The following is a 23,971-nucleotide window of genomic DNA, read 5'->3' as shown; positions in this document are numbered from 1 at the left end:
GAAAGAGAATCTGTCAACGCCAATTTATCAAGCCGCCGCGTATTCGACCGCCGAGCGCGTCCAGGATTTGCTCGCGCGGATGACGCTCGCGGAAAAGATTGCGCAACTCGGCTCGTGCTGGGTGTACGAATTGCAAAACGAACAACAGGGTTTGGCGGAAACCAAAGCATCGTCGCTGATCGCGCAAGGCATCGGGCAAATCACGCGCGTCGGCGGCGGCAGCACGCTCGCGCCGCGCGCCATCGCCGAAATGTCGAACGCGATTCAAGCGTACCTCGTCAATCACACACGACTCGGCATTCCCGCCATCGTCCACGAAGAATGTTGTAGCGGCTACATGGCGCTCGGCGCGACGTGCTTTCCGCAAATCATCGGACTGGCAAGCACGTGGATGCCGGAACTCGCCGAGCAAATGACCGCGATCATTCGCACGCAGATGCGCGCAGTCGGCGCGCACCAGGGTCTCGCACCCGTGCTCGACATCGCGCGCGACCCGCGTTGGGGACGCGTCGAAGAAACGTTCGGCGAAGACCCGGTGCTCGCGTCGCAAATGGGCATCGCGTACGTGCGCGGTTTGCAAGGTGCGAATTTACGCGAGGGCGTAATGGCGACCGGCAAACATTTTCTCGGACACGGCATTTCCGAAGCCGGGATGAACTGCACGCCGGTGCATATCGGTCCGCGCGAATTGCGCGATGTGATTTTGATGCCGTTCCAAGCCGTCGTGCAACAAGCGCACCTTGCCTCGATGATGAACGCGTACTCGGAACTCGATGGCGTTGTCGTCGCGGCGTCGCGCGCGATCATGACCGATCTCTTGCGCGGCGAGATCGGCTTTGATGGCTTGGTCGTTTCGGACTATCGCGCGATTTCGATGCTGTACAATTATCATCGCGTCGCGACCGACGCGGCGCACGCCGCGCACCTCGCGTTGAATGCCGGCATTGATGTCGAACTGCCGACGATAGATTGTTACGCCTCGCCGTTGTTGCAAGCAGTCCAAGCCGGCGTGATTCCCGAATCCCTGGTTGACATTTCGGTCGAGCGCATCCTGCGAAAAAAATTCGAACTGGGTCTGTTCGAAAATCCGTACGTGGACATTGATCGCGTGCTGTCCGTGTACGACACGCCGGCGCAACGCCAACTCGCGCGGCAGATTGCCGAGCAAAGCATTGTGCTGTTGAAGAACGATGGCAATGTCTTGCCGCTATCCAAGACGTTGAAGAGCATTGCCGTCATCGGACCGAATGCGAATGAGGCGCGCCATTTGTTCGCCGATTATTCGCATCCCGCGCACATCGAAACGTTGTTAGAAAAGCAACCCGAACTCGCGACGCTTCTCAAATGCGATCCGCACTCGAACGGCATCGTCCCAGGATCGGTGCAAACGCAAACGATTCTCGACGCGATTCGCGCGCGCGTATCGCCGGACACGCGCGTGCTCTTTGCGCCGGGCTGCGCGATCAACAACGCCGACCACTCTGGATTTGCCGAAGCGATTCAGGTCGCGCAATCCGCCGACGTCGTCGTCCTCGTCGTCGGCGACAAGTCCGGTTTGGCACTGGGATGCACATGCGGCGAATCGCGCGACAGCGCGGATTTGCTTTTGCCGGGCGTGCAACAAGAACTCGTCGAGAAAATCGCGGCGGTGGGCAAGCCGACCGTCGTCGTGCTCGTCAACGGTCGTCCGCTCGCGATTTCGTGGATCGCGGAAAATATTCCGGCGATTGTCGAAGCGTGGTTGCCGGGCGAAGAGGGCGGCGCGGCAATCGCCGAGGTTTTGTTCGGCGAGGTGAACCCAGGTGGCAAATTGACGATGACGTGGCTCCGCTCTGTCGGTCAAGTTCCCCTCTTTTACAATCACAAACCATCGGGCGGACGCTCCAACTGGCAAACCGATTACGTTTCGCTTTCGGTCACGCCGCTCTTTCCGTTCGGTCACGGTTTGAGCTACACGCAGTTCGAGTACTCGAACTTGCAAATTGATTCGACAGACGCGCGCGCCACGATCAGCGCGCAAATCAAAAACATCGGCGCACGCGCTGGCGACGAGGTCGCGCAGTTGTACATCCGCGATGAGGTCGCTTCGGTGCCGCGCCCGGTGAAGGAACTGAAGGGATTCAAACGCGTCCATCTCGCGCCCGGCGAATCGCGCACAGTTGTATTCGAACTGCCGCTGGACTTGCTCGCGTTCTACGACGAAGCGATGCAACTCGTCGTCGAGCCAGGGACGATCCAGGTGATGCTCGGAAGTTCATCGCAAGACACTCGCTTGAATGGCTCGTTCGAAATTCTGGGAAGCAAACGCATCGTTCCGCAGCGCGTGTTCGCCGGCGCAACCCAAGTTCGCTAAAGACCTGATCTGTCATTGCGAGACCCGAAGGGTCGAAGCAATCTCCTCGCAGGTTGGGGATTGCTTCGTCGCTTTGCTCCTCGCAATGACAAGACGACCAGGAGTCTAATTGATGTCCAGTTATCTTCTAGGCATTGATGTTTCGACGACGGCGACGAAAGCGTTGTTGATTGACGAACGCGGCGCGGTCGTCGTCGTTGCCGCGACCGAGTATCCTTTCGAGACGCCGCACCCGTTGTGGAGCGAGCAGGACGCCGCGCTATTTTGGAACGGCACCGTGCAAAGCATTCGCGGGGTGCTCGAAAAATCGCGCGTCAATCCCGGCGACATTGCCGCGATTGGGTTGACCGGGCAAATGCACGGCGCGACCTTGCTCGACGCGCACGGCGAACCGTTGCGCCCGTGCATCTTGTGGAACGATCAGCGCACGCAAAAACAATGCGACGACATCACCGCACGCGTGGGCGCGGCGCGCGTATTGCAACTCACCGGCAATCCCGTACTCACCGGTTTTACCGCGCCAAAAATTTTGTGGGTGCGCGAAAACGAACCGGACGTGTATCGCCGCGTCGCGCACGTTCTGTTGCCGAAGGATTACGCGCGCTACAAATTGACCGGCGAATTTTTCAGCGACGTGTCCGATTCGTCCGGCACCTCGCTGTTCGACGTGGGCAAGCGCGCGTGGTCGGATGAGATGTTGCGCGCGCTCGACCTGCCGCGCGCATGGATGCCGGAGGTGACCGAGTCGCCGGTCGTCAGCGCGAAAATTTCCGCCGACGCCGCGCACGCGACCGGGTTGCTCGCCGGCACGCCGGTCGTGGGCGGCGGCGGCGATCAAGCCGCGGGCGCGGTCGGGACCGGCATCGTGCGCGAGGGCATCGTCTCGGCGACACTCGGCACATCGGGGGTCGTGTTCGCATCGAGCGATGCGTATCGCGTCGAGCCGCAAGGACGCTTACACGCGTTCTGTCACGCGGTTCCGGGCAAGTGGCACTTGATGGGCGTGATGCTTTCGGCGGCGGGAAGTTTTCGTTGGTATCGCGACGCGCTCGGCGCGCACGAAAAAGAAATCGCGGCGCGAACGAATGAGGATGTGTACGATGTGCTGACGCGCGACGCGGCGACTGCGCCCGCCGGTTGCGAGGGCTTGCTCTTTTTGCCGTACCTCACCGGCGAACGCACACCGCATCCCGATCCGAATGCCCGCGGCGCGTTCATCGGCTTGACGGTGCGGCACACCAAAGCGCATCTCACGCGCGCGGTGCTCGAAGGCGTCAGTTACGGCTTGCGCGATTCGTTGGAGTTGATGCGCGCGCTCGGCGTCACGCCGACCCAGGTTCGCGCGTCGGGCGGCGGCGCGCGCAGCGCGTTGTGGCGACAGATTCTCGCCGATGTGTTCGAAGCGGAAATCGTCACAGTGAACATAACCGAAGGCGCGGCATTCGGCGCGGCATTGCTCGCGGGCGTGGGCGCGGGCATGTATCGCGATGTCGAATCCGCGTGCGATGCGGTCATCCAAACGAACAGCGCGGATAAACCCGGCGCGGCAAGGTCTGTGTACGCCGAGTACTATCCGCGCTATCGCGCGTTGTATCCCGCGCTCAAGAACGAGTTCGACGCGATCGCGCGCGCGGCGGCAAAGGCGCGCGGATAGTTCGTCGCTCAGCATCCGCCTCTGAAAAGATTTTTTGGACGCGGATGAACACGGATGAACGCGGATATTTCTTATCCGAAAATCCAAGACTTGGCAATTGAAATTGCCCCGCGTGAGCCTTCGGCTGGTCGCCCGCCCCCACTCCGCTTCGCTACGGGGCTATAAGTGCGCGGGCGAAATGCGTCCACGTAGGTGGACGCCCGGCGGAACGCCCATCAAAGGCGATTTGAATCGCCCCATCGGTCACGATGATACAGTGTCGAAAATCCGTGTTCATCCGCGTCCTGTATCTTCCTGTCTCGCTCAATCGAGGTGAAAGACCTCTTCCAACTCGATCATGCTTTCGTCCGCGTGCGCGCCGCCCAGGTTCTCGAAATAGGGCGCCATAAACACTTGCCACTTGGCGTTGATCTCTTCTTTCGCCATGCCGGCGAGCGCGGCTTGAAAACTTTCGGGTGTTTCAAAGTACCCGAACAACAAGCCATCGTCACGCATAAAGAGCGAATAGTTGTGCCAGCCGGTTCGGCGCAGCGCGTCGAGCATCTCAGTCCAGACTTGTTGGTGATGCGCCTTGTACTCTGCGAGCTTGTCCCGGCGAACTTGAAGCAAAAATCCAACGCGACGCATGGAAAAACCTCCTCGGAATCAGAATTAACCTCGGACGCTATCGTGCCACAAAACAAACGATAAAGCAACTTGTACCTGAGCGAAAGCGCGCAGAGTTTTGCCTATCCACTCGATTGGGAATATAATGAAATCATCCTCCAGTTTTTGGGGAGCAGTCCACAGAACGACGCACGCGAGGTAAAACACCAATGAGCATCACGCAACGCTCGAGTTTGGTGTTCCGGCAAATCAATCGGACGGGGCAAACCCAACGCCATCATCACGATGGTCCATCACTGCCGTGAGGTTGGCGTTTTATATTTTCAACTGAGAAGTGAAACGCGATGTCAAACGATCAGAATGCGATCCCAATTAAATTAACGACCAACCCGAGTGAAGCGCAAGCGCATTGGCATCTCGTCGAACAAGATGTCTTTGAAGGACTGGCTTTAGAAAAAGCGAGTTTTATTGCGCTCGCCACCCAGCGCGTAGTCGAACCCCATGCGTTCATCTTCTTCCAGGGCGATGCGGCGGACGCGGCGTACTATCTCGCGCGCGGCGAAGTACGCATTTGTCGCATCAATCCGTTCGGCAAAGAATCCGGAATTTTTACGCGTCGCGAGGGTGAGCTGTTTGGTTTAGCAGAAGTCGTCGGCGAAGGGCACAACAAGCGCGAGTGCAACGCGCAGGCGCAAATCGAGTGCTGTTATTACGAGATCAGCAAAGATAATTTGGATGCTTTGTTGGCGCGTTCGCCGCTCCTCGCCAAACGCGTGATGCAATCGCTGGGACAGCGCATTCGCTTTCTCTGCGAGCAAATCGAAAACTTGATGGTGTGTGATGTCACGACGCGTCTGCTCAAACTCCTCGTCTATCTCAGTTATTCCAAACTCGTGGATCCCGCGTCCTGGAGCGCGCCGGTCCAAGTGCCGGTGCGCCTCACACAAGAACAAATCGCCGCGATGATCGGTTCGTGCCAACAGACCGTCAGCGAAACATTGGCGCAACTGGAAAAAGATGGGATCATCCACGTTTCCCGTAAAGGGATCACTGTTCTCAAACCCGCCGAAATGCTCAACCGCGTGTAAGTATAGCCATTCCCTCAAGATTTTCCCCTTCACACAAGTCTCAGAGCTTGTCTTCAAAGGGGCACTGGATTCTCACGCAAAGGCGCAAAGGCACAAAGAGAACAAAAAATTGCGCTCTTTGCGGTTTGGCGTGAGACTTTACAGACAGCCTCTCAGGGCTTGGACAGTTCGGCGAAAACCCTTGCGAAGGTTGATCAGAAACGCGTTGGTCATAGACGCGCCGACCGTTTGCAAACCACACTTGATTTATCGGCTAAACCTTCGCAAGGTTGACTGAGTTTCTCAACAACCATTCCGTTTGAACTTGTCCGCGTACTATCGTCTGGACGATAGAGCTTGCCGTCCGCCTACCGTATAATCTCCTGGGTTGTAAAATAGTTCACAACCACTCGGCAGACAAGGAGGAGGCAAGCACACGCGTTTCTGATTTTCCCTGAATTGAATCGTGCAAGGTTTGACAGATTGGCTCATGTGGGTTGCCTTGGCGCTGACGCCCCGATCACACGCAACGTGTGTTCGCGTCATTCGGCAACCTAGCATGAGCCAAAATTTTTTCTCATCCATGAGAGGTAATTTCAATGGCGACTCAAACTGTAGTTCAGGCGCTCGCGCAGGCAGATGCGGAGGAGCAGGTCGCGCTCAAAAAGCAAATCACCGCGCTGGCAATTGCCTTCGGCGTCTTGTTTGTTTTGCATTTCGCGCCCGCCTGGACCGGCATGACTCTCGTCGGTTTGAAACCGCAAGGGCAAACGGTGCTGGCGGTTTTCCTGTGGTTCATCATTTGTATGATCACAGACGCGCTGCCGAAAGCCGTCGTCGGCTTGGTCGGTCCGGCATTGATCGTAATCCTGGGAGGATTCAAAATTCCCGACGCGTTCAAAGCATTCACGAGCGACAGTTTCTTTTTGGCGATTGGCGCGTTTATCATCGCCGCGATTATGATGGGCACGCCTCTGGGCAAACGAATCGCATTGAACATCACGACCGCGCTCAAGTCGGCGCGCGTGACGCGAATTCTGTTGGGGCTGTCCTTGTCCGATTTGGCGATTGGCGGCGTGCTGCCGACCGTAAGCGAGACCGCGCTCTTTCTCCCGATCGCGAAAGGCGTGTCCGGGCTGATGCGCGGCAGAGAACATCTCGCGGAGAGCAAACGCATCAACACCGCGATCTTGTTGATGATTACCGGTTTGGTGCCGCTCTTTACCGGCCCCCTGATTCTCACCAGTCATTTCCCGAATCTGCAACTCGTTGCGCATTTTCAGCAAACGCAAAAACTCGCGATCACGTGGATGGACTGGTTCATCTACAACATTCCGCTCTGGGGTCTGCTCCCGGTGCTGTTCGTCTACGTCGTCTGGTTTTTCAAACTGAACAAATTGGAAATTCCCGGCGCGGAAGTTGAATTGCCAAAATTGCGTCAAGAACTGGGTCGCATCACGCGCCCGGAGATTTGGGCGATTGGGTGCATCCTGCTCGGCTTGGCGATGTGGGTGACGGAAGGTTCGCTCCACACGATCACCGCCGGCATCGTCTCTTTGATCGTCGTGCTGTTATTGTTCTTGCCGTTCGGCAAACTCGACTTTAAAGAAATCAACAAGCACATCATGTGGGACGTGTGGGTTTTGCTCGGCGGCGCGATTTCACTCAGCGGCGCGTTGGAAACGAGCGGCGTCGGTCAATGGCTCGCCGGCTTTATCGTGAATCCGCTCAAGGGCGCGGTGGGTTTGAATGCCGTCGTCGTCCTGGCGATCATGGTGTTCGGTTTCCACATCGCGCGCGCGGGCATCGTCAGCGCGGTTGCGACCGGCGCGATCTTTATCCCGTTGACCGTCGGCGTGGCGCAACAACTGGGCATGAACTTGCTGCCCTTTACGCTCATCACGACCAACTGCTTGAGTTACGCATTCTTCCTGCCGATCTCGATCACCGCGTTCATGATCGCGTGGGGCGCGTCCGGCGAATCGGGTTGGAAGGTAATGAAGTTCGGCATTCCGCTTTCGATCATCGCCAACATCTACGTCATCATCGCGCAAACCGCGTGGATGGCGATGCTGGGATTTCCGTTGACCAAGTGACGCGTCGTTGTCATTGCGAGCGCAGTGTGCGAAGCAATCTCCCATTTGCTTGTTGGAGATTGCTCACTTGCTCTGGCGGGAACGCAAGTGTCAGGGTCGTCGCTCCACTCCTCGCAATGACACTATGTGTCTGGATACATGAAGGAGTTTAGTCCATGACTGAAAAACTGCCAAGCAGTGTAGACCAAGTTCAAGAAGTTGTCCTCGATACCGATTTGCTCATCATCGGCGCGGGCAATTCGGGATGCTTTGCCGCGATTGAAGCGAAAAAGCAAAATCCGCAACTGCGCGTGACCTTGATGGAAAAAGCGCACATTGATCGCAGTGGTTGTCTCGCCGGCGGAATGGACGCGATCAACACCTACATCAAGAAAGGGCGCACCGTCGAACAATTCGTGCGTTGGAGTCGCAGTCAAGCCGGTGGCATCATTCGCGAAGACTTGATGACGACGCTCGCTGAGGTGTTGAATCAACCGACCGAAGAATGGGAAAAGTGGGGCTTGCCGATTGACAAAGAGGAAGACGGCGACGAGTACCACACGCGCGGCAAGTGGGACATTACGATCAAAGGGTCGGAGATGAAAGTGATCCTCGCGGAAAAGGTGCGCGAGTACGGTTGCGAAATTCTCAACCGCGTCGTCGCGACCAACTTTCTCACCGACGGCGCGCGCGTGATCGGCGCGATGGGCTTTAGCGTGCGCGAGAACAAATTCTACGTCGTCAAAGCGAAAGCGACGATTGTCTCGACCGGCGGCGCGGCGGGCATCTACAAACCGTACCAAGCCGACAGCATCGACAGTCATCACCAACTGTGGTACTGCCCGTTCAACGTCGGCACGGGGTACGCGATGGGCATTCGCGCCGGCGCGGAGATGACGACGTTCGAGATGCGCTGGTGCGCGACGCGCACGAAAGATTTCAACGGACCGATTGACACGATTTCGGTCGGGTACGAAACGCCGATGATCAACGCGCAAGGCGAAAAGGTTTTGCAAGAACGCTACGCGCATCTCGGCGGTGAATCCGCGCCGCGTTTCATCCGCGCGAATGTGCCGATGGAAGAATGGCTCGCCGGGCGCGGTCCGTGTTACGTGGACACACGCGGCATGACGCCGGAACAGATCAAAGATATGAAGGTGGACTATCTCAACGAGCGCCCGGCGTTCGTCTTGTTCCTCGCGAGTCGCGCGCAAGATGTGAGCCAAGAGCCGATCGAAATTTACGGCAACGATCCGTACATCGTCGGCGGGCATACGGCGAGCGGGTACTGGGTGGATGTCAAACGCAGTACGACGATGCAGGGTCTCTTTGCGTCCGGCGATGTCGCCGGCGGCGCGCCGAACAAGTTCGTCGGCGGCTGCGCGGCGGAAGGAATGCTCGCGGCGCGCGGCGCGGTCGAGTACATCGCCAAGCAAAGCGCACCACACGTGGACGCGCAACAAATCGCGTATGAAAAGGCGCGCGTGTTCGCGCCCGCCGTGCGCCAGGTCGAGGACGATGGCGTTTCACCGCGCGAGATGGAAGAACGGATGCAACGATTGATGGATGAGTACGCCGGCGGCATCCATCAATTCTTCCGCATGAATCGCCAGGGGTTGGAGTACGCGCTCAAGAATATCCGCATCCTCCAAGACCAGACGAAATATCTCGTCGTCCACAATCTGCACGAGTTGATGGAGGCGCACGAGGTTGTGGATCGCCTCGACGTTGCCCAGGTTCTCTTGCATCACTTGTTGTTTCGCGAAGAGACGCGCTGGCCCGGTTGGCAAACGCGCACCGATTTTCCGGAAAAGAACGACGCGAAATTCGATTGCTTTGTGAACTCGAAACGCGACCCGGCAACCGGCGCGGTGCATGTGTTCACGCGACCGTACGAGCAGATGGTGCCGGGGGATCGGTATAAACCGTAGACAAAGGTGCCAAACATGCCAAAATTCTGCTTTGGCACCTTTGGCAATTTTATGAAGGAGAGCTATGCCGCCACGAGTAAATGTAAACAAATGCGATGGGTGCAAAGCCGAACACGAACCGCTCTGCGAGCAAGTCTGTCCCGGCGATTTGATGACGCTGCACCTAGAGACGAAAAAAGGATATTGCCATTCCCCGCGTGATTGCTGGGATTGTATGTCGTGCGTCAAGATTTGCCCGCAAGGCGCGCTCGAAACCAAAGCGCCGTATCAACTGGGTTACTATCGCGCGAAACTGATTCCGCTGATGGGCACGAACAAGATCACCTGGACTTGCGTGGACATCAACGGCAAGGTCGAACGCTTCGTCGTCCGAACACGCAACGACGAGTAAAAATTTGGACGCGGGTGAACGCGGACAAACGCGGATGTTCATTTGAAACCTGTCGGGTGTCATTGCGAACGCACTGTGTTTGCAATGGCAGGATGAACTGAATGCTTACGTTTATTTTTATCCGCGTTAATCCGCGTCCTATTTTCAGGAGTACTTGATGCCCATCGGTCTGTACATTTGCCAGTGCAACGGACGCGTGTCGAATGTCATCGTCACGGCTGCGCTCGCGAAAGAACTGACGAAAGCGAAAGGCGTCGCGCTTTGTCGCGAGCACGCGAATGTTTGTAGCGCCGACGGTCTCGCGCTGGTGCGCGCGGACATGCAGAGCGGTGCGATTGATCGCGTCGTGATCGCGGGGTGTTCGCCGCGCGCGCACAAAGAGGCGATTGAGCAAGCATTGGCAGATGCTGGACTGAATCCGTACCTCATCGAACGCTGCAACATCTTGGAGCAGTGCGCGTTGCCGCACGCGGACGCGCCGGAGCAAGCCACGCGCAAAGCCAAAACGCTGATCGCGATGTCGCTGGCGAAAGCGCGTTTGCTCGAACCGTTAACGCCGCTCACTTTTCCCGGCGTCAACCGCGCGCTCGTCGTCGGCGGCGGCATCGCCGGGTTGAGCGCAGCATCCGATCTCGTTGCCGCCGGCGTTCAAGTGACGCTGATCGAAAAACAACCGTATCTCGGCGGGCGCGTCGTCGGTTTGCACAAGTATTTCCCGCGCATGTGTCCGCCGCAGTGCGGCGTGGATTTTATCGTCGAACGGACCAAACGCGATGCGCGCGTTGCGATGCACACGCAGACCCAGGTCGAGACGATTGCCGGCTCGCCGGGAAATTTCGATGTTACCTTGCGCCGCGAGCCGCGCTATGTGGACGCGGCGCAATGCAACGCGTGTGGCAAATGTGCGGAGGTGTGCCCAGCCACGCGGAGCGATCCGTTTGAATTTGGACGCCGGACGACCAAAGCGATTTACCTGCCGCACGCGTTCGCCAACCCGCGCGCGTACGTGATTGATCGTGAACTCTGCCCGCCCGATTGTAACGCGTGCGTCGGCGCGTGTCCCACGCACGCGATTCAACTCGACGCGACCGCGTCGCGCGAGAATGTGAACGTCGGCGGCATCGTGATGGCGACAGGGTGGGAACCATTCGACGCGCGCGCGGTCGAGCGGTACGGCTATGGACGATTCGCCAACGTCGTGACGAATCTCGAATTCGAACGCGTCGCGTCGCGCGATGGCTTCACCGATGGCACACTCGCGCGCGTGTCCGACGGCGCGCCGGTCGGCGACATCGCGTTTATCCAGTGCGTCGGCAGTCGCGATGTCGCGCACTTGCCGTACTGCTCGCAGATTTGCTGCGCGGTCACGCTCAAACAAATCGCGTACATCAAAGAACTGAATCCCGATGCGCGCGTGACGGTGTTCTACATGGACATGCGCGCGATTGGCGATGCGGAATTACTCTATCGCGAAGCGCAAGAAAAGCATGGCGCGATTTTCGTGCGCGGCAATCCATTCGAGATTGTCGAAGACGCGACGACGAAACAACTCACCGTGCGCGCGGAGGACACCTTGTCTGCGCGGCAAATCGAACTGTGCGCGGATATGGTTGTGCTGGCGACCGGCATCCAACCGAATGGCGCGTGGACGCAAACGATTTCGCCAACCGCGCAATCGGCGGGCGGATTCGCCGCCGGGCATGTCCAGTGTTTTCCGTACGATACGCAACGCGCCGGCATTTACGCCGCGGGCGCGACCCAGGGTCCGATGGATGTGATGACCGCGGTGAAAAGCGCGGGTGGCGCGGCGATGAAGGCGATGGCGTCGTTGCGCCAGCAAATCGAAATTCGTCCGACGGTGCCGGTGTTGGACAAGACCAAGTGTGACAAGTGCAAACGGTGCATGGAAGAGTGTCCGTTCGACGCGTACTACTGGGACGCGACCGGGTACCCCGCGCCGGATTATTTGAAATGCCGGCAGTGCGGCATTTGCCAGGGCGCGTGTCCGATGCGCGTAATCTCGCTCAAGAATTTCAGCATCAAGCAAGGCGCGCAAATGATCGCGGCGATCAATCCAGGGTTTGCCGGCAAGGAACAACCGACGATCCTCGCGTTCCTCTGCGCGAACGACGCGTATCCCGCCGCCGATCTCGCCGGGCAACAAGGGCTTGTATATCCCGCGAATGTCGTGACGATCCCGGCGCCGTGCGCCGGTTCGATCAACGTCGCGTGGGTGACGGATGCGCTCTCCGCCGGGATTGACGGCGTGATGATTTTCGGATGCGATTCCAAGCAGTGCCATTTCGTCCAGGGGAGCGATCTCGCGCGGACGCGCTTGGCGAATATGCAAGAGACGCTCAAGCGCATGATGGTCGAGCCGGAGCGAATCAAGATGTTGAACCTGGGCATCAACGATGCGGCGGCGTACGCGCAACACATCCGGACCTTCGTTACTGATTTACTCCGTTTGGGACCGAGTCCGTTCAAATAATGGATGCCCAAATCACCAACATTGCGCGAGCGTGTTACCAGTGCGGGCGCTGCGCGGGCGGATGCCCGATGGCGTTCGCGATGGATCACACGCCGCGCTTGCTTATTCGACTGATTCAGCTCGGTTACATGGACGACGCACTCAACGCGAATACGTTTTGGCTGTGCGCGACCTGCTACAGTTGCACGACATATTGTCCGCGCGGGATTGACATTGCGGACTTGATGATGCGGCTCAAACGCGTTGCGGAAACGCGCGGCATCCTCAATTCGAACGTGTGGTTCTATCGCGAGTTTGTCGAAAACGTTCGCAAGCGCGGCATCGTGTTCGAGCCGGAGTTGATGCTAGCATACGCGCGGCGCGTCGGCATGAGCGTGTTGTTGCCGCACGTCGAGATGGGACTGCGGCTCGCGCGGCGCGGCGAACTCGCGCTCGCGCCGGGTAGGATTGACGATGCCAAATCGCTCACGCGCATGATTCAAGAAATTCTCGCTCAGGGGTCGGCGCGATGACCCAGTATCAATACGTGCCGGGATGCTCGCTCCACGGAATGGCGCGCGCGTACGATCAATCGTTTCAACTCGTCGCGAAACATTTGGGAATCGAACTCGCCGAGGTGCGCGATTGGGCGTGCTGTGGCGCGACCGCCGCGCGTTCGCTCGACGAAACGTTGGGGTTGGCATTGGCGGCGCGCACGCTCGCGCTCGCGCAAAAAAAATCGGCGCGACTTTTCGCGCCGTGCAGTATGTGTTACAATAATCTCGCGCACACCGCGCACGCGTTGCAAGACACCGGGACGCGCACGCGCGTGAACGCGGCGTTGAAATCGCTGGGCTTGGAGTACACCGAACCGGTGCGCGTCGCGCATCCGCTCGAAATCTTCGCGCGCGAGATTGGATTCGCGCGCATCGCGGAAAAAGTGACACGACCCTTGCGCGACCTGCGCGTCGTGGCGTACTATGGCTGTCTGCTCACGCGCCCGCGCGACATCGCGATTGAAGCGTCGGACGCGAATCCGATGATGCTCGACGATTTGCTGAACGCGCTCGGCGCGACGGTGTTGCCGTTCGCCGCAAAGACGCGTTGTTGCGGCGGCTCGCTTTTGCTTACGCATCCCGACGCGGCGCTCGTCGCGAGCAGACGCGTGTTAGACGAAGCGCAGAACGCCGGCGCGCGGCGCATTGCGGTGGCGTGTCCGCTGTGCAAAATGAGTCTAGACGACAAGCAGAGTACGATCGAAAAACGCTTCGGGGTGAAATACAACATCCAGGTTTCGTATTTTACGCAACTGATGACGGCGGCATTTGGGATATGACCTCATTGCAACTCGCGCACGCGTTTCTCAAACTGGGCGCGACCAGTTTTGGCGGCATGGTCGCGCACATCTCCAACATCCAGAACGAAATCGTCGAACGACGCGGCTGGCTCGCGCGCGACGATTTTCTGGCGGGCTTGAGCATGTGCCAAATGTTGCCGGGACCCACCGCGACGATGGTCGCGGTGTATTGCGGCTATCGCCTGAAAGGATTGCCCGGCGCGCTCATCGCCGCGTTCGGTTTCCTCTTTCCGGCATTCGCCATTCTCCTCGTTTTGAGTTCGTTGTATTTCGAATATGGCGACACCCCGGCGGCAACGCGCATTTTGTGGGGGATGAATCCGGTCGTCATCGCGCTCATCCTGGTTTCATGCTATCGGCTGGGACGCACTGCGATCGCGCAACGATTTCATATCGCCGTCGCGCTTTTAGTGTTTGCGGCGATTGTCGCGTTGAACGCGAATATCGTCGTCGTGTTATTGCTCGCAGGTGTGGCGGGGATCGGTTGGGAGTGGTGGCAATGTCGCCGGAGTTGATGACACTCTGGGAACTCGCGATCACGTTCGCCAAGATGGGCGCGCTGATCTTTGGCGGCGGCTTGGTCATCGTCGCGTTGATCGAAGATGAAATCGTGATCGGTCAGCAATGGCTGACGCACAAGGAATTTCTGGACGGTCTCGCGCTCGGTCAGGTCACGCCCGGTCCGATCACGATTCTGGCGACGTTCGTCGGTTACAAGGTCGCCGGCATCGGCGGCGCGCTTGTCGCGACGATTGCGATTTACGCGCCAGGTATCTTGCTCGTGATTCTGACGACGCGATACTTTCAACGCGTCCGCCATTCGCGCTGGGTGCGCGCGTTTCTCAACGGCGTCAAGCCAGCGGCGGTTGCCGTGTTGGTCGCGGTCTCGTTGCGCCTGGCGACGACGATGATCCAGGAACCGCTGTCCGTGCTCCTCGCGCTGGCGGCGCTGGGCATTCTGTTGTTCTCGAAAATCGAAGCGTGGATGCTCATTCTCGTCGGCGCGTTGATTGGCTTGCTGTGGCGTTAAAATGATTTTTCGCTCGAAGAAGCGCAAGGGCATACCGGGTTCGGTTTGCCCTTTTTGATTCATCGCGCGGCGGCATCCACGCGCTCAATCCACGAACCACAGTTCGTCCTGCGCGTACGGAATGTACGCCAGACGTGGAATTTGTTGTTGAATCACCGACCAAGGGCGACGAGCAAGCGATCACGTTCGAAAACAAATTTTAACGTCTCTCCGAGATCGCAAACCAAACCGGCATTCGCGCTAAAACGCGTACGTCGTACCCACGAGCGCCTGCACGAATGCGTCTGGCATCTGTTCGGCAAATTGCATGGTCGTCTTGAAGCCACTGCAGTGCGACGGCGCAACGAGTTGAGGATCGAGCGCGCCAATTTCCGAAATAGTTCGTTGAATAAGGTCTGCTTTCGCCCGGGCAAGATGGAAACCACCGATGATGGCAAATACCTGCTCTACGCCACTGATTTCACGCGCGTAATTCACCGTGTTGACGATGCCCGAATGCGCGCAACCAGAAAGCACCACCAATCCTTTGTCTCGAAGATGAATCACCAATGCCTGGTCATCTTCCATCTGATCTTTAACGAAGGTATTTCCTTCTCGATAGTACAAAAACGGAGACACACCGATAGTTTCAAAACTGCGTCGCGGAATCGCGCCCGTTGTCCAGACACCCGGCGCAAGTTGGCAAGGTCCTTCCGAGAGAACGATTTGTCCGCCGAGGGCTTGCCATTCATCGCGTGGAGGAATTGGCAGCGGTCCGCGTCGCGTACCGTCGTCGCGCAAAATCCACCGTTCGCGGAAAGCGGCAGGGTGCGCGATGATCGAAACCCGGCGACCGACTGCCCACGCGCGCATCGTTTCGGATGTTGCGTCGGCATTCCATTGGCGCGGTTGCGGCTTCAAGTCCATCGCTTTGAGAATTTCCGTCACGGCAGTTGTGTGATCGTCGTCGCCGTGACTAAGCGCGATTTGATTGATCGTCGCCGGATCCATTTTCATCCATCGCAAATTTTCCAACAAGGCGATGCGTGTGTAACCGGCATCCCAGAGAATTCGTGCGCCGCTCTCTTTGAGATGAACCAGGGCGGCAAAACCGTGTTCTGCCAGCAGAGGCGCATCCGTAAATCGCTTGACGGATTCCGTGGACTCGACCAACTGATCCGTGCGGTTGTCTACCAGGATAGTTAATTCGACGTTGGCTGTATCTCCAAAACTTTCGATTCTTGTCGCCATTGAAATTCTCCAGACTTGAATATAAATTCGGACGCGGATATTTTCTATCTGCGTTTGTCCGCGCGCGAAGCGTCCGCGTTCAAAAAGTCTTTGCTTTTACAACACCTTCGCCAAAATCATAAATTCATCCACGAATAACGCGAATGAATTTAAAAATTAGCGGAGATTCGCGTTATTCGCGGATAAAAAAACGGGCGAAAACGATTTGGCGACGGTATTGTTTTAGCGGAACAATTTCGTTGATGGGTCCTATTCCCTCCGCATCCGCGGGTCGAGCGCGTCGCGCAGACCATCACCCAAAAAGTTGAACGCGAGCACCGTCACGGCTAGCGCGATGCTGGGAAAAATCGCGAGGTGTGGATAGACCTGCAAGAACAAGCGCCCCTTGTCAATCATCCCACCCCAACTCGGCGTGGGTGGACGAATGCCGATGCCAAGAAACGACAAGCCCGATTCCGCCATAATCGTCCCGGCAATGCCAATCGAAAAACCGACGATGATCGGGCTGAGCGAGTTGGGCAAAATGTGTCGCAGCATAATCCGCCAATTCGACGCGCCGACGACGCGTGCCGCAGTGACGTACTCGCGTTCCTTGAGCGACAACACCAACCCGCGCGTGACGCGCGCTTCCCAGGGCCAGCCGACGAGCACAAGCACGAGCACAATACTCCACACCGACGGCGGCAAAATCGCCGCCATGAACACCGCGAAGAGAAACGGCGGAAACGCGTACATCGTATCCACCACGCGCATGATGATCGTGTCCACCGTACCGCCGTAATACCCAGCGATCAATCCGAGCAACATGCCGATGCTCGCCGTCGCAATTTGCACGACGAGACCGACCATCAAGGACACCTGCCCACCGTGCACAACACGACTGAGTAAATCGCGTCCCAGTTCATCCGTGCCAAACCAGTGGTCCGCGCTGGGTTCTTCGCTGATGCGTCCCAGGTCTTGATCGAGCGGCGAGGGCAAACCCAGCATCGGCGAGAGAACGATAAATAAAATCAACGCGATGATAAAAAAGAACGACACGACCGCCGCGCGATTTTTTTGCAGACGATACCACGCGTCCATCCAGAGGTTGGACGCCGCCGGTTTGCGTGGGGAAGTTGGCAGAATAGTCTGAGCCATAATCACGTGTACCGAATCCGTGGATCCAAAAATCCGTACAGCAAATCCACGATGAATGTGACGAATAAGAACGCGACCGAGAGTAAGATCGTGACACCCAGGATGACCGGATAATCGCGATGCACGACGGCTTGCACGCCGATGCGCCCGATGCCCGGAATACTGAACACCGTTTCGATCAAGAACGCGCCAGCCAGGATGCGTCCGACCATAATGCCGAGTACGGTGAGCGTCGGGAGCAATGCGTTCTTGAGCGCATGCCGCACGATCACCGCCGATTCGCGCAGACCTTTGGCGCGCGCGGTGACGACGTACTCTTGGTTGATCACTTCGAGCATCGAAGCGCGCAACATGCGTGCGAGCAATGCCGACGGTTGCGCCGCCATCGTGAGGCACGGCAGAACATAGTGCGCCGGACTCGTTAGTCCGGCGACTGGAAGCAAATTAAAGTAAAGTGAAAAGATCACAATTAAAAATGTGGCGAGCGCAAAACTGGGCAGTGAAATCCCGGATAATGCTACGAACATGATCGCGTTGTCGAGCCAGGTGTTGTGCTTGATCGCCGAGAGCGTGCCCAGCACGAGTGCGCTCGCCACCGCGAGCAACAGCGCGATGCTCTCCCACTGCAACGAGACGAGCACGCCCGGCGCGATCACCTCCATCACCGGCTTGCCGATGTAATAGTACGACGTGCCAAAATCGCCGACGAGCGCGTTGCGAAGAAAATAAAAATACTGAACTGGGATTGGTTGATCGAGACCGTACTGTGCCTGCAACTGCCGAATCACCTGCGGTGCGATGTTTTGATCGCCGACCATCATCCGAATCGGATCGCCCGGCGCGAGACGCGAGGCAAGGAACGCGATGAGCGTCGCGGCGAACAGACTAAAGATGGTGGCAAAGATTCGTTGAACGAGAAAGCGTGACATTGAAAACACAATCGGGGTGGTAGGAGCGGGGTGACCCCGCCCCTACGGATTTCATTTTACGATCTCAACAGTTTCGAACCGACGCGGTCCGAGCAAGTCCGCGCTAAAACCCTTGACGTATGGCTTGACCAAGAACAGGTGCTTGGCAAAACCGAACGGGATCAGCGGCGCTTCATCGCTCGCCATCTTGGCAACCTCACGCCACGCGGCAAGACGTTTGGCGGGATCCGTTTCCGCGAGCGCCATGTCCACGAGTTTGTCGTACTCGGGATTGCTGTAACTGGCAAAGTTACTTTCCGCTTTGCTGTACAACAATTCAAAGAGCCAGACTTCGGAGGCGGGGCGATCCGCCGACCAACCCCACGAGACAATGTCCCACTTGTCCTTCGCCCACAAACCGTTCAACACATCGCCACTCTCGCCGATGCGAACGGCGACATCCACACCCAGGTTTGCTTTCAACTGCGCGGTGATCGCTTCGGCGAGCGTTTGCTCATCCGCAGTCGTCACAAATTCAATCTTGGGGAAACCTTTGCCATCCGCAAAACCGGCTTTTGCCATCAGCTCTTTCGCTTTTGCGGGATCGAACGCGTAACCGGTCTCGTTCGGAATCGCTTCGGGAATGCCCACCGGCACATAACCGGTCGCCATGTTGCGGTCGTTGCGCAACACTTTTTCGATCAGGTCTTTGCGATTGACCGCATAGTTGAACGCTTGGCGCACATTCTTGTCTTTGAATGCGGGCACGCGCTTTTCGTTCAACGCAAAGAAGGTCAGTTGACCGCGTGACCATTGATTCAATTCTTTGCTCAACGTCGCGTCGCGTTCGATCTGCGCGAGTTGCGCGCCGGTCACACCCAGGATGTCGAGTTCGCCTTTTTGGTACTGTGCGAGCGCGGTCGCGGCATCCGGCACCGTGAGATATTCGATGCGGTCCACTTTGGGTTTGCCCAGGAAAAAATCCGGATTCGCTTCGAGCACGACCTTGACGTTCGGCTGCCAATCCACGTACTTGTACGCGCCCGCGCCGACCGGTTTGTCTTTCCACTTGGCTTCGCCGTCAATCACGGCTTCCTTCGGCACGACCGCCATAAAGTTCGTGCCGAGACGCAACATCAACGCGGGATCAGGTTGCGCCATCACGATTTTGAATGTCGTCGCGTCTGGCGCTTGCAATCCTTCGACGCTCGTGACTTTGCCATCAATGAAATCTTTGACGCCCTTAACTTTGGCAAGGTTCGCCGGACCAGCGGCGGCTTTGACTTTGGGATTCAAGATGCGCGTGAACGTGTACACAAAATCGTCCGCAACCACTTTGCGCCCGTTGTGGAATTTGACGTCATCGCGCAGTTTGAACGTGTACGTCAAACCATCTGTCGAGACCGACCATTCCTTCGCGATGAATGGCACGAGTTCCATTTTTTCGTTATAGCGCACCAACCCGGCGTGCAAATCTTTGGCGATGTAACCGGTGATGAGTTCGAGGAACAACCCAGGTTCGAGTGTGCGCGGATCGCGCGTCAGACGAAAGCGCAAGACAGTTGGCGCGGCGGGTTTCGGCACATCGGTTGGTTTGGGCGCGGCAGTTGCCGGAGCCGTAGTTGGTTTTGGTGCTTCAGTCGCCTTCGGCGCATCTGTCGGCTTGGGCATATCCGTTGGTTTCGGCGCCGCGGTTGGCGGCGCTAGGGTTGGCGCCGGCGTCGGTGTCGGCGCACACGCGGCAATCATCATCAACATCGTGACGAGCGCGAGTGAAAGCAGAAAATACTTTTTCATCTTCTCCTCCAAGGGTGAGACAAATCCAGACAACCGGATGTAGGCATCGTTCGTTTTACTTTCGAACCACCTCCTTCTGTGGGGCAAATTTCTAATTTGCCACTCTGCATCAACATCGCACATTGGAAATTTGCGCTACAGTTCGCGTGGAGCAAATTTCTTATTTGCTCTACAGTTCCAACAAGCGCAGAATATTTTGTCCGAATATTTTCTGCGCCACGCGCGGCGCAAGGTTCGCGCGCCGAATCACGTCGAGTTCCACCGCGAGCGGATCAGGGTCCTGGTACGAGTTGAACGGAAAATCGGAGCCGAACAACACGCGATCTTCGCCAATCAATTCAACCGCACGCGCGATGATTGCCGGATCGCGCACCGTCGAAGTCTCAAAGTACACATTCGCGTCATCGCGCAACGCGAGCAAATTCTCTTCGACGTGTTGGCGCGTGTTCGGCGTGTGGCGTCCCATGTGCGCGACGATGACCTTGAGCCGCGGCGCATCGCGCAACATGCCTTTGATCTTGTCCGATACTTCGCTCGGCGTGCGCGAACGTCCGTGCAAAAGTAACGGCTTGCCGGTCTCGGCAACCATCGCGTACGCGCGCTTGAGATTGAATCGCTCCGGCGCTTGGAGAATGTCCTGCTCCTTGAAACCGCGCGCGCCCGCCTTCGCCCAGCGTTCGACATCGTCGCCGATCAGCGCGAACGGAATGATGCGCGCGGGGTACGCGCGCTGGGCGGCGAACACGTACTCGTTTGCCATCACCGCGTCCACCTCTTCGAGCGGATACGCAAACGTCACCGCGCGCGTGACGCCATTCGCATCCATCCGCGCGATTAGATTCTTAATCGAGTTCTCCATTGGATCGCGGAAAGCCGGGCGTTTGAGTTTCTCTTCCGAGATCGGCTTGGTGATGAATGAAGCAAGCCCGATATGCGTGTGCGTGTCAATGACTGTTGGCATCGTTCACACTCCCGTCAGTTCGCGCAGCGTTTCTTCGATCACGTTGGCGACACGTTCGGCTTGCGCGAACGTGATGACGAGCGGCGGACGAATCGTCAAAATGTGATCGCTGCCCGGCACGAAAACGCCTTTGGCGTAACACGCCTCACCCAGTTTGTTGGCAAATCCGCGCAACGGCTCTTTCGTCATGCGATCCTTGACGAATTCCATCGCGAGACACACGCCGCGCCCGCGCACATCGCCGATGATCGCGAATTCGTTCTGCCATTCGCGCATCCGTCCCAACCAGTACTCGCCGATCTCGAACGCATGCGCGTTCAGTTTTTCGTCTTCGATAATGTCAATCACCGCGAGCGCGGACGCACACGCGAACGGATTGCCGCCGTTGCCGCCGGACAATTCGCCGGGCTTGAGCGACGCGATGAGTTTCGCTTCGGCGACGAGCGCGGCAATCGAAATGCCGCCGCCCAGACCTTTGCCCAGGCACAAAATTTCCGGGCGGAGATGCTCCCATTCGAGCGCGAGCATTTTGCCGGTGCGACCGAACGATGATTGAATTTCATCAAGGATGAATATGATGCCGCGCTCGCGCGCCCATTTTTCCAATCGCGGCAAATAACCTTCCGGCGGAAAAATAATCCCACCGACACCTTGATACGGCTCGACGATCAGCGCGGCAAGATCGCCGGTGCTCGCGGCGTCGAGCAGGCGGTCGAGAAACTTGATACAGTAGAAATTACAGTCCTCAAATTTTTTCTCGAACGGACAGCGATAGCAGTACGCGTACGGCGCGTGAAAGACGCCAGGCAACATGGGTCCGAATTGGCGCTTGCGCCGCTGTATGCCGGTGAGACTTTGCGCGCCGATTGTGCGACCGTACAAGCCGCCCCAAAACGAAAGAATCTCATGGCGTCCGCTCGCACGCCGCGCGATGCGAATTGCCCATTCGACGATCTCACTGCCGCTCGTCGCGAGAAAAACCTGGACGAGATTATCCGGCGTCAGTCCGACCAGGCGCGTGATCAGTAAAGCGCGACTCGGGTTCGCGAGACTGCCTTTGCCGGTGATCATCTGCGTGGCGGCTTGCTGTAACGCCGCAACGTGGCGCGGATGACAATGCCCGACGCTCGCGATGATGTCGCTCGCGTCAATCGTCTGATGCCCGGTCGTATCGGTGAGCACTGCGCCCGCGCCGCGTTCGATGACGATGCGCTGATTCGCCGGGTTGAAATCGGCGTCATATTTTTCCGCGAGCGCGAGATAGTCTGGGTTGTTTGTTAGAGTCATGGTTGATCCCAGGTTACGTTTTTGCGAATTCATTGCAAAAATCAATAATGTCTTGCGCCATTGCCGCGAGTAGTTTCTCGCCTTTGGCGCGCGTGGCAAGCGTAGCGTCGCCGTTGATGCCGCTCTGGGTGGTCATTCTGCCGGCGACGTAGATTTTTTGCGCGCCACCTTTGCCGCGTGTATGCGGGATGGCGGGCAGCACTTCGTTCACAGCGCGCTCCATCTTGACCAGATTGGGACGAATGAACAGCATGTTCGAGGTTTCCATCTCGTCCGCGTGTCCGCCGGATGCTTGCTCTGCGATTTCTTTCTCGACCTCTGCGCCCAATCCCAAAATGTTGGTGACCGCGACCTGGATTCCCAGCTCATTGTGCAATTGCATCGCCAGGGTCCGCATCGGCGGAAATGTCGAAACGCCGCCGTCGAGGATCAGGAATTTTTTTGTGCCATGCCGCGCGAGCGAGCGAATAATGTCGCCGACGACGCCCGTAAAAGTTTCCGGTTGCAGCGAGACACTGCCGGGAAACTCTATGAACGCGGGGAAATAGCCGTAGGGCAACGCGGGCATCAGGAGGATCGGACACACTTCGACGACGCGCCGCGCGAGTTCTTCGACGACCATCAAATCGGTGCCGCACGGCAGATGCGGTCCGTGCTCTTTCGTGCCCGCGCCAATCGGGATCACGGCAAGCGGATGCGTTTTGATCGCCGCCGCCGCTTCTTGCCAGGTCAACTCGGATAAACGCACGCCTTTCATCTTCCCTCCATTGGTCAAAGCATCTCCGCTAACTGTCCGGCGCGAAACGACCAAGATTATCTTGCTGGCGCAAGATATTTTTCGTCGGTTCGCGATTCAGTTCGGCGGTCAGTTCGTACGAATCGCCGCGATGAAAGAACAGAATATACTCGACGGGCTTTTCGTCGCGCGCGTAGGTGATGCGTTCGACCATCATCACCGGCGCGCCGCGCGGTAATTTGAGGACCGTCGCCGCGTCTTGATCCGCGCCGATCGCGCGCACGACCTGGGTCGCGCGTTTGATTTCGACGCGCGCCTTTTCGGTCAACAAGGAATAGATCGGCGTCTGGGAAACCTGGTTGATCGTGAAACGCTGCCCCAACTCACGCGGCAAGTAGATGATGGCATACGCAATCGGGTTGCCTTTCAACAAATGCCGCCGTTTGATCCGCAACACCTGTTCGCCTGACGTCACGCGCAGTGACTCGGCAACACGTTGATCCGGCAACACCATCTCGAATGCCAATACCTGCATCTTTTGTTCCGCGCCCCGCGTCGCCATGAGTTCGGCGAATCCTCGCAGTGAACTTAGGTCTTGCTGAATCTTGGGAGGACAAACAAACGTGCCCTTACCTTGCTTGCGGATAATCAATCCTTCTGCCACGAGCAAGTCAAGAGCTTGGCGCGCGGTGATGCGGCTAACTTGAAACTGGCGCGTGAGAATGCTTTCCGGGGGCAACATCGCGCCGGGCTTGAGTTTCCCGGTTTCAATTTGATGGCGTAACGCACTCGCCAGTTGCTGGTAGAGCGGGAATGCGCTATCCCGTGTGATCTTCATAGGCAACCGACCTTTGCGGAGGAGGAGAAAATAAATCTTAATACATCTTAAGATGTTTAGAATGTACCACGAAATAGGGCGGGTGTCAATTCGGCTTGCCGGGCTTCGCGTATCTTGACACTACTGAAGACGCGTGTATTATC

General features: G+C 57.6%; 20 protein-coding genes. 11 read left to right on the top strand and 9 right to left on the bottom strand.

Going from position 1 to position 23,971, the window contains the following annotated elements; all coding sequences use genetic code 11:
- Positions 1–79: 79 nt before the first annotated feature.
- Together HY868_11050 and xylB are read left to right on the top strand one after the other, a co-directional pair.
- Positions 80–2,353, top strand: a complete 2,274-nt coding sequence (locus HY868_11050; GenBank protein MBI5302665.1) for a glycoside hydrolase family 3 C-terminal domain-containing protein — start codon at positions 80–82, stop codon at positions 2,351–2,353.
- Positions 2,354–2,465: 112 nt separating this feature from the next.
- The gene (xylB, locus tag HY868_11045) at positions 2,466–4,007 is read left to right on the top strand and encodes a xylulokinase (protein ID MBI5302664.1); all 1,542 of its coding nucleotides are present in this window, start codon (positions 2,466–2,468) and stop codon (positions 4,005–4,007) included.
- 303 nt (positions 4,008–4,310) lie between these two features.
- Here the strand turns inward: xylB and HY868_11040 are convergent, their stop codons facing one another.
- Positions 4,311–4,634 (bottom strand): L-rhamnose mutarotase, encoded by a 324-nt coding sequence (locus tag HY868_11040; protein MBI5302663.1) that lies wholly within the window; start codon positions 4,632–4,634, stop codon positions 4,311–4,313.
- Between the two features lie 323 nt (positions 4,635–4,957).
- Here HY868_11040 and HY868_11035 point away from each other — a divergent pair, with 323 nt between their 5' ends.
- The 9 genes from HY868_11035 to HY868_10995 all read left to right on the top strand — a co-directional run bounded on the left by HY868_11035 (position 4,958) and on the right by HY868_10995 (position 14,934).
- Positions 4,958–5,701 (top strand): Crp/Fnr family transcriptional regulator, encoded by a 744-nt coding sequence (locus HY868_11035; GenBank protein ID MBI5302662.1) that lies wholly within the window; start codon positions 4,958–4,960, stop codon positions 5,699–5,701.
- Positions 5,702–6,279: 578 nt separating this feature from the next.
- Complete coding sequence (locus HY868_11030; GenBank protein ID MBI5302661.1) at positions 6,280–7,776, top strand: anion permease; 1,497 nt, start codon at positions 6,280–6,282, stop codon at positions 7,774–7,776.
- 155 nt (positions 7,777–7,931) lie between these two features.
- Positions 7,932–9,686, top strand: a complete 1,755-nt coding sequence (locus HY868_11025; GenBank protein ID MBI5302660.1) for an adenylyl-sulfate reductase subunit alpha — start codon at positions 7,932–7,934, stop codon at positions 9,684–9,686.
- A gap of 64 nt (positions 9,687–9,750) precedes the next feature.
- Positions 9,751–10,077, top strand: coding sequence for a 4Fe-4S binding protein (locus HY868_11020; GenBank protein ID MBI5302659.1), 327 nt, complete (start codon positions 9,751–9,753; stop codon positions 10,075–10,077).
- A 157-nt stretch (positions 10,078–10,234) separates the two neighbouring features.
- Complete coding sequence (locus HY868_11015; protein ID MBI5302658.1) at positions 10,235–12,568, top strand: hydrogenase iron-sulfur subunit; 2,334 nt, start codon at positions 10,235–10,237, stop codon at positions 12,566–12,568.
- The gene (locus HY868_11010) at positions 12,568–13,080 is read left to right on the top strand and encodes a 4Fe-4S dicluster domain-containing protein (protein ID MBI5302657.1); all 513 of its coding nucleotides are present in this window, start codon (positions 12,568–12,570) and stop codon (positions 13,078–13,080) included. Before HY868_11015 ends, HY868_11010 begins: the two co-directional genes overlap by 1 nt.
- Positions 13,077–13,883: a CoB--CoM heterodisulfide reductase iron-sulfur subunit B family protein gene (locus HY868_11005; GenBank protein MBI5302656.1), complete on the top strand. Its 807-nt coding sequence runs from the start codon at positions 13,077–13,079 to the stop codon at positions 13,881–13,883. Before HY868_11010 ends, HY868_11005 begins: the two co-directional genes overlap by 4 nt.
- Positions 13,880–14,419 carry a chromate transporter gene (locus HY868_11000; protein MBI5302655.1) on the top strand — a complete coding sequence of 180 codons (540 nt, stop codon included), beginning with the start codon at positions 13,880–13,882 and terminating at the stop codon, positions 14,417–14,419. Before HY868_11005 ends, HY868_11000 begins: the two co-directional genes overlap by 4 nt.
- Positions 14,404–14,934 (top strand): chromate transporter, encoded by a 531-nt coding sequence (locus HY868_10995; GenBank protein MBI5302654.1) that lies wholly within the window; start codon positions 14,404–14,406, stop codon positions 14,932–14,934. Before HY868_11000 ends, HY868_10995 begins: the two co-directional genes overlap by 16 nt.
- 240 nt (positions 14,935–15,174) lie before the next feature.
- Here the strand turns inward: HY868_10995 and HY868_10990 are convergent, their stop codons facing one another.
- The 8 genes from HY868_10990 to HY868_10955 form a co-directional block, all read right to left on the bottom strand.
- Positions 15,175–16,164, bottom strand: a complete 990-nt coding sequence (locus HY868_10990) for an MBL fold metallo-hydrolase (protein MBI5302653.1) — start codon at positions 16,162–16,164, stop codon at positions 15,175–15,177.
- 249 nt (positions 16,165–16,413) lie between these two features.
- Positions 16,414–17,301, bottom strand: a complete 888-nt coding sequence (locus HY868_10985) for an ABC transporter permease (GenBank protein ID MBI5302652.1) — start codon at positions 17,299–17,301, stop codon at positions 16,414–16,416.
- A 2-nt stretch (positions 17,302–17,303) separates the two neighbouring features.
- The gene (locus tag HY868_10980) at positions 17,304–18,230 is read right to left on the bottom strand and encodes an ABC transporter permease (GenBank protein MBI5302651.1); all 927 of its coding nucleotides are present in this window, start codon (positions 18,228–18,230) and stop codon (positions 17,304–17,306) included.
- A gap of 51 nt (positions 18,231–18,281) precedes the next feature.
- The gene (locus HY868_10975; GenBank protein MBI5302650.1) at positions 18,282–20,006 is read right to left on the bottom strand and encodes an ABC transporter substrate-binding protein; all 1,725 of its coding nucleotides are present in this window, start codon (positions 20,004–20,006) and stop codon (positions 18,282–18,284) included.
- 169 nt (positions 20,007–20,175) lie between these two features.
- Positions 20,176–20,967 carry an amidohydrolase gene (locus HY868_10970; protein ID MBI5302649.1) on the bottom strand — a complete coding sequence of 264 codons (792 nt, stop codon included), beginning with the start codon at positions 20,965–20,967 and terminating at the stop codon, positions 20,176–20,178.
- A 3-nt stretch (positions 20,968–20,970) separates the two neighbouring features.
- Positions 20,971–22,254: an aspartate aminotransferase family protein gene (locus HY868_10965; GenBank protein ID MBI5302648.1), complete on the bottom strand. Its 1,284-nt coding sequence runs from the start codon at positions 22,252–22,254 to the stop codon at positions 20,971–20,973.
- Positions 22,255–22,267: 13 nt separating this feature from the next.
- Entirely contained in the window at positions 22,268–23,011 is a 744-nt protein-coding gene (locus HY868_10960; protein MBI5302647.1) for a creatininase family protein, read from the bottom strand.
- A 28-nt stretch (positions 23,012–23,039) separates the two neighbouring features.
- Positions 23,040–23,828, bottom strand: coding sequence for a GntR family transcriptional regulator (locus tag HY868_10955; protein MBI5302646.1), 789 nt, complete (start codon positions 23,826–23,828; stop codon positions 23,040–23,042).
- Positions 23,829–23,971: the final 143 nt, after the last annotated feature.

This window comes from Chloroflexota bacterium (assembly GCA_016219275.1).
Taxonomy (GTDB): Bacteria; Chloroflexota; Anaerolineae; order UBA4142; family UBA4142; genus JACRBM01.
Note: the sequence above shows the minus strand (reverse complement) of the source record. Positions and strands in the feature narration are given on the sequence as shown.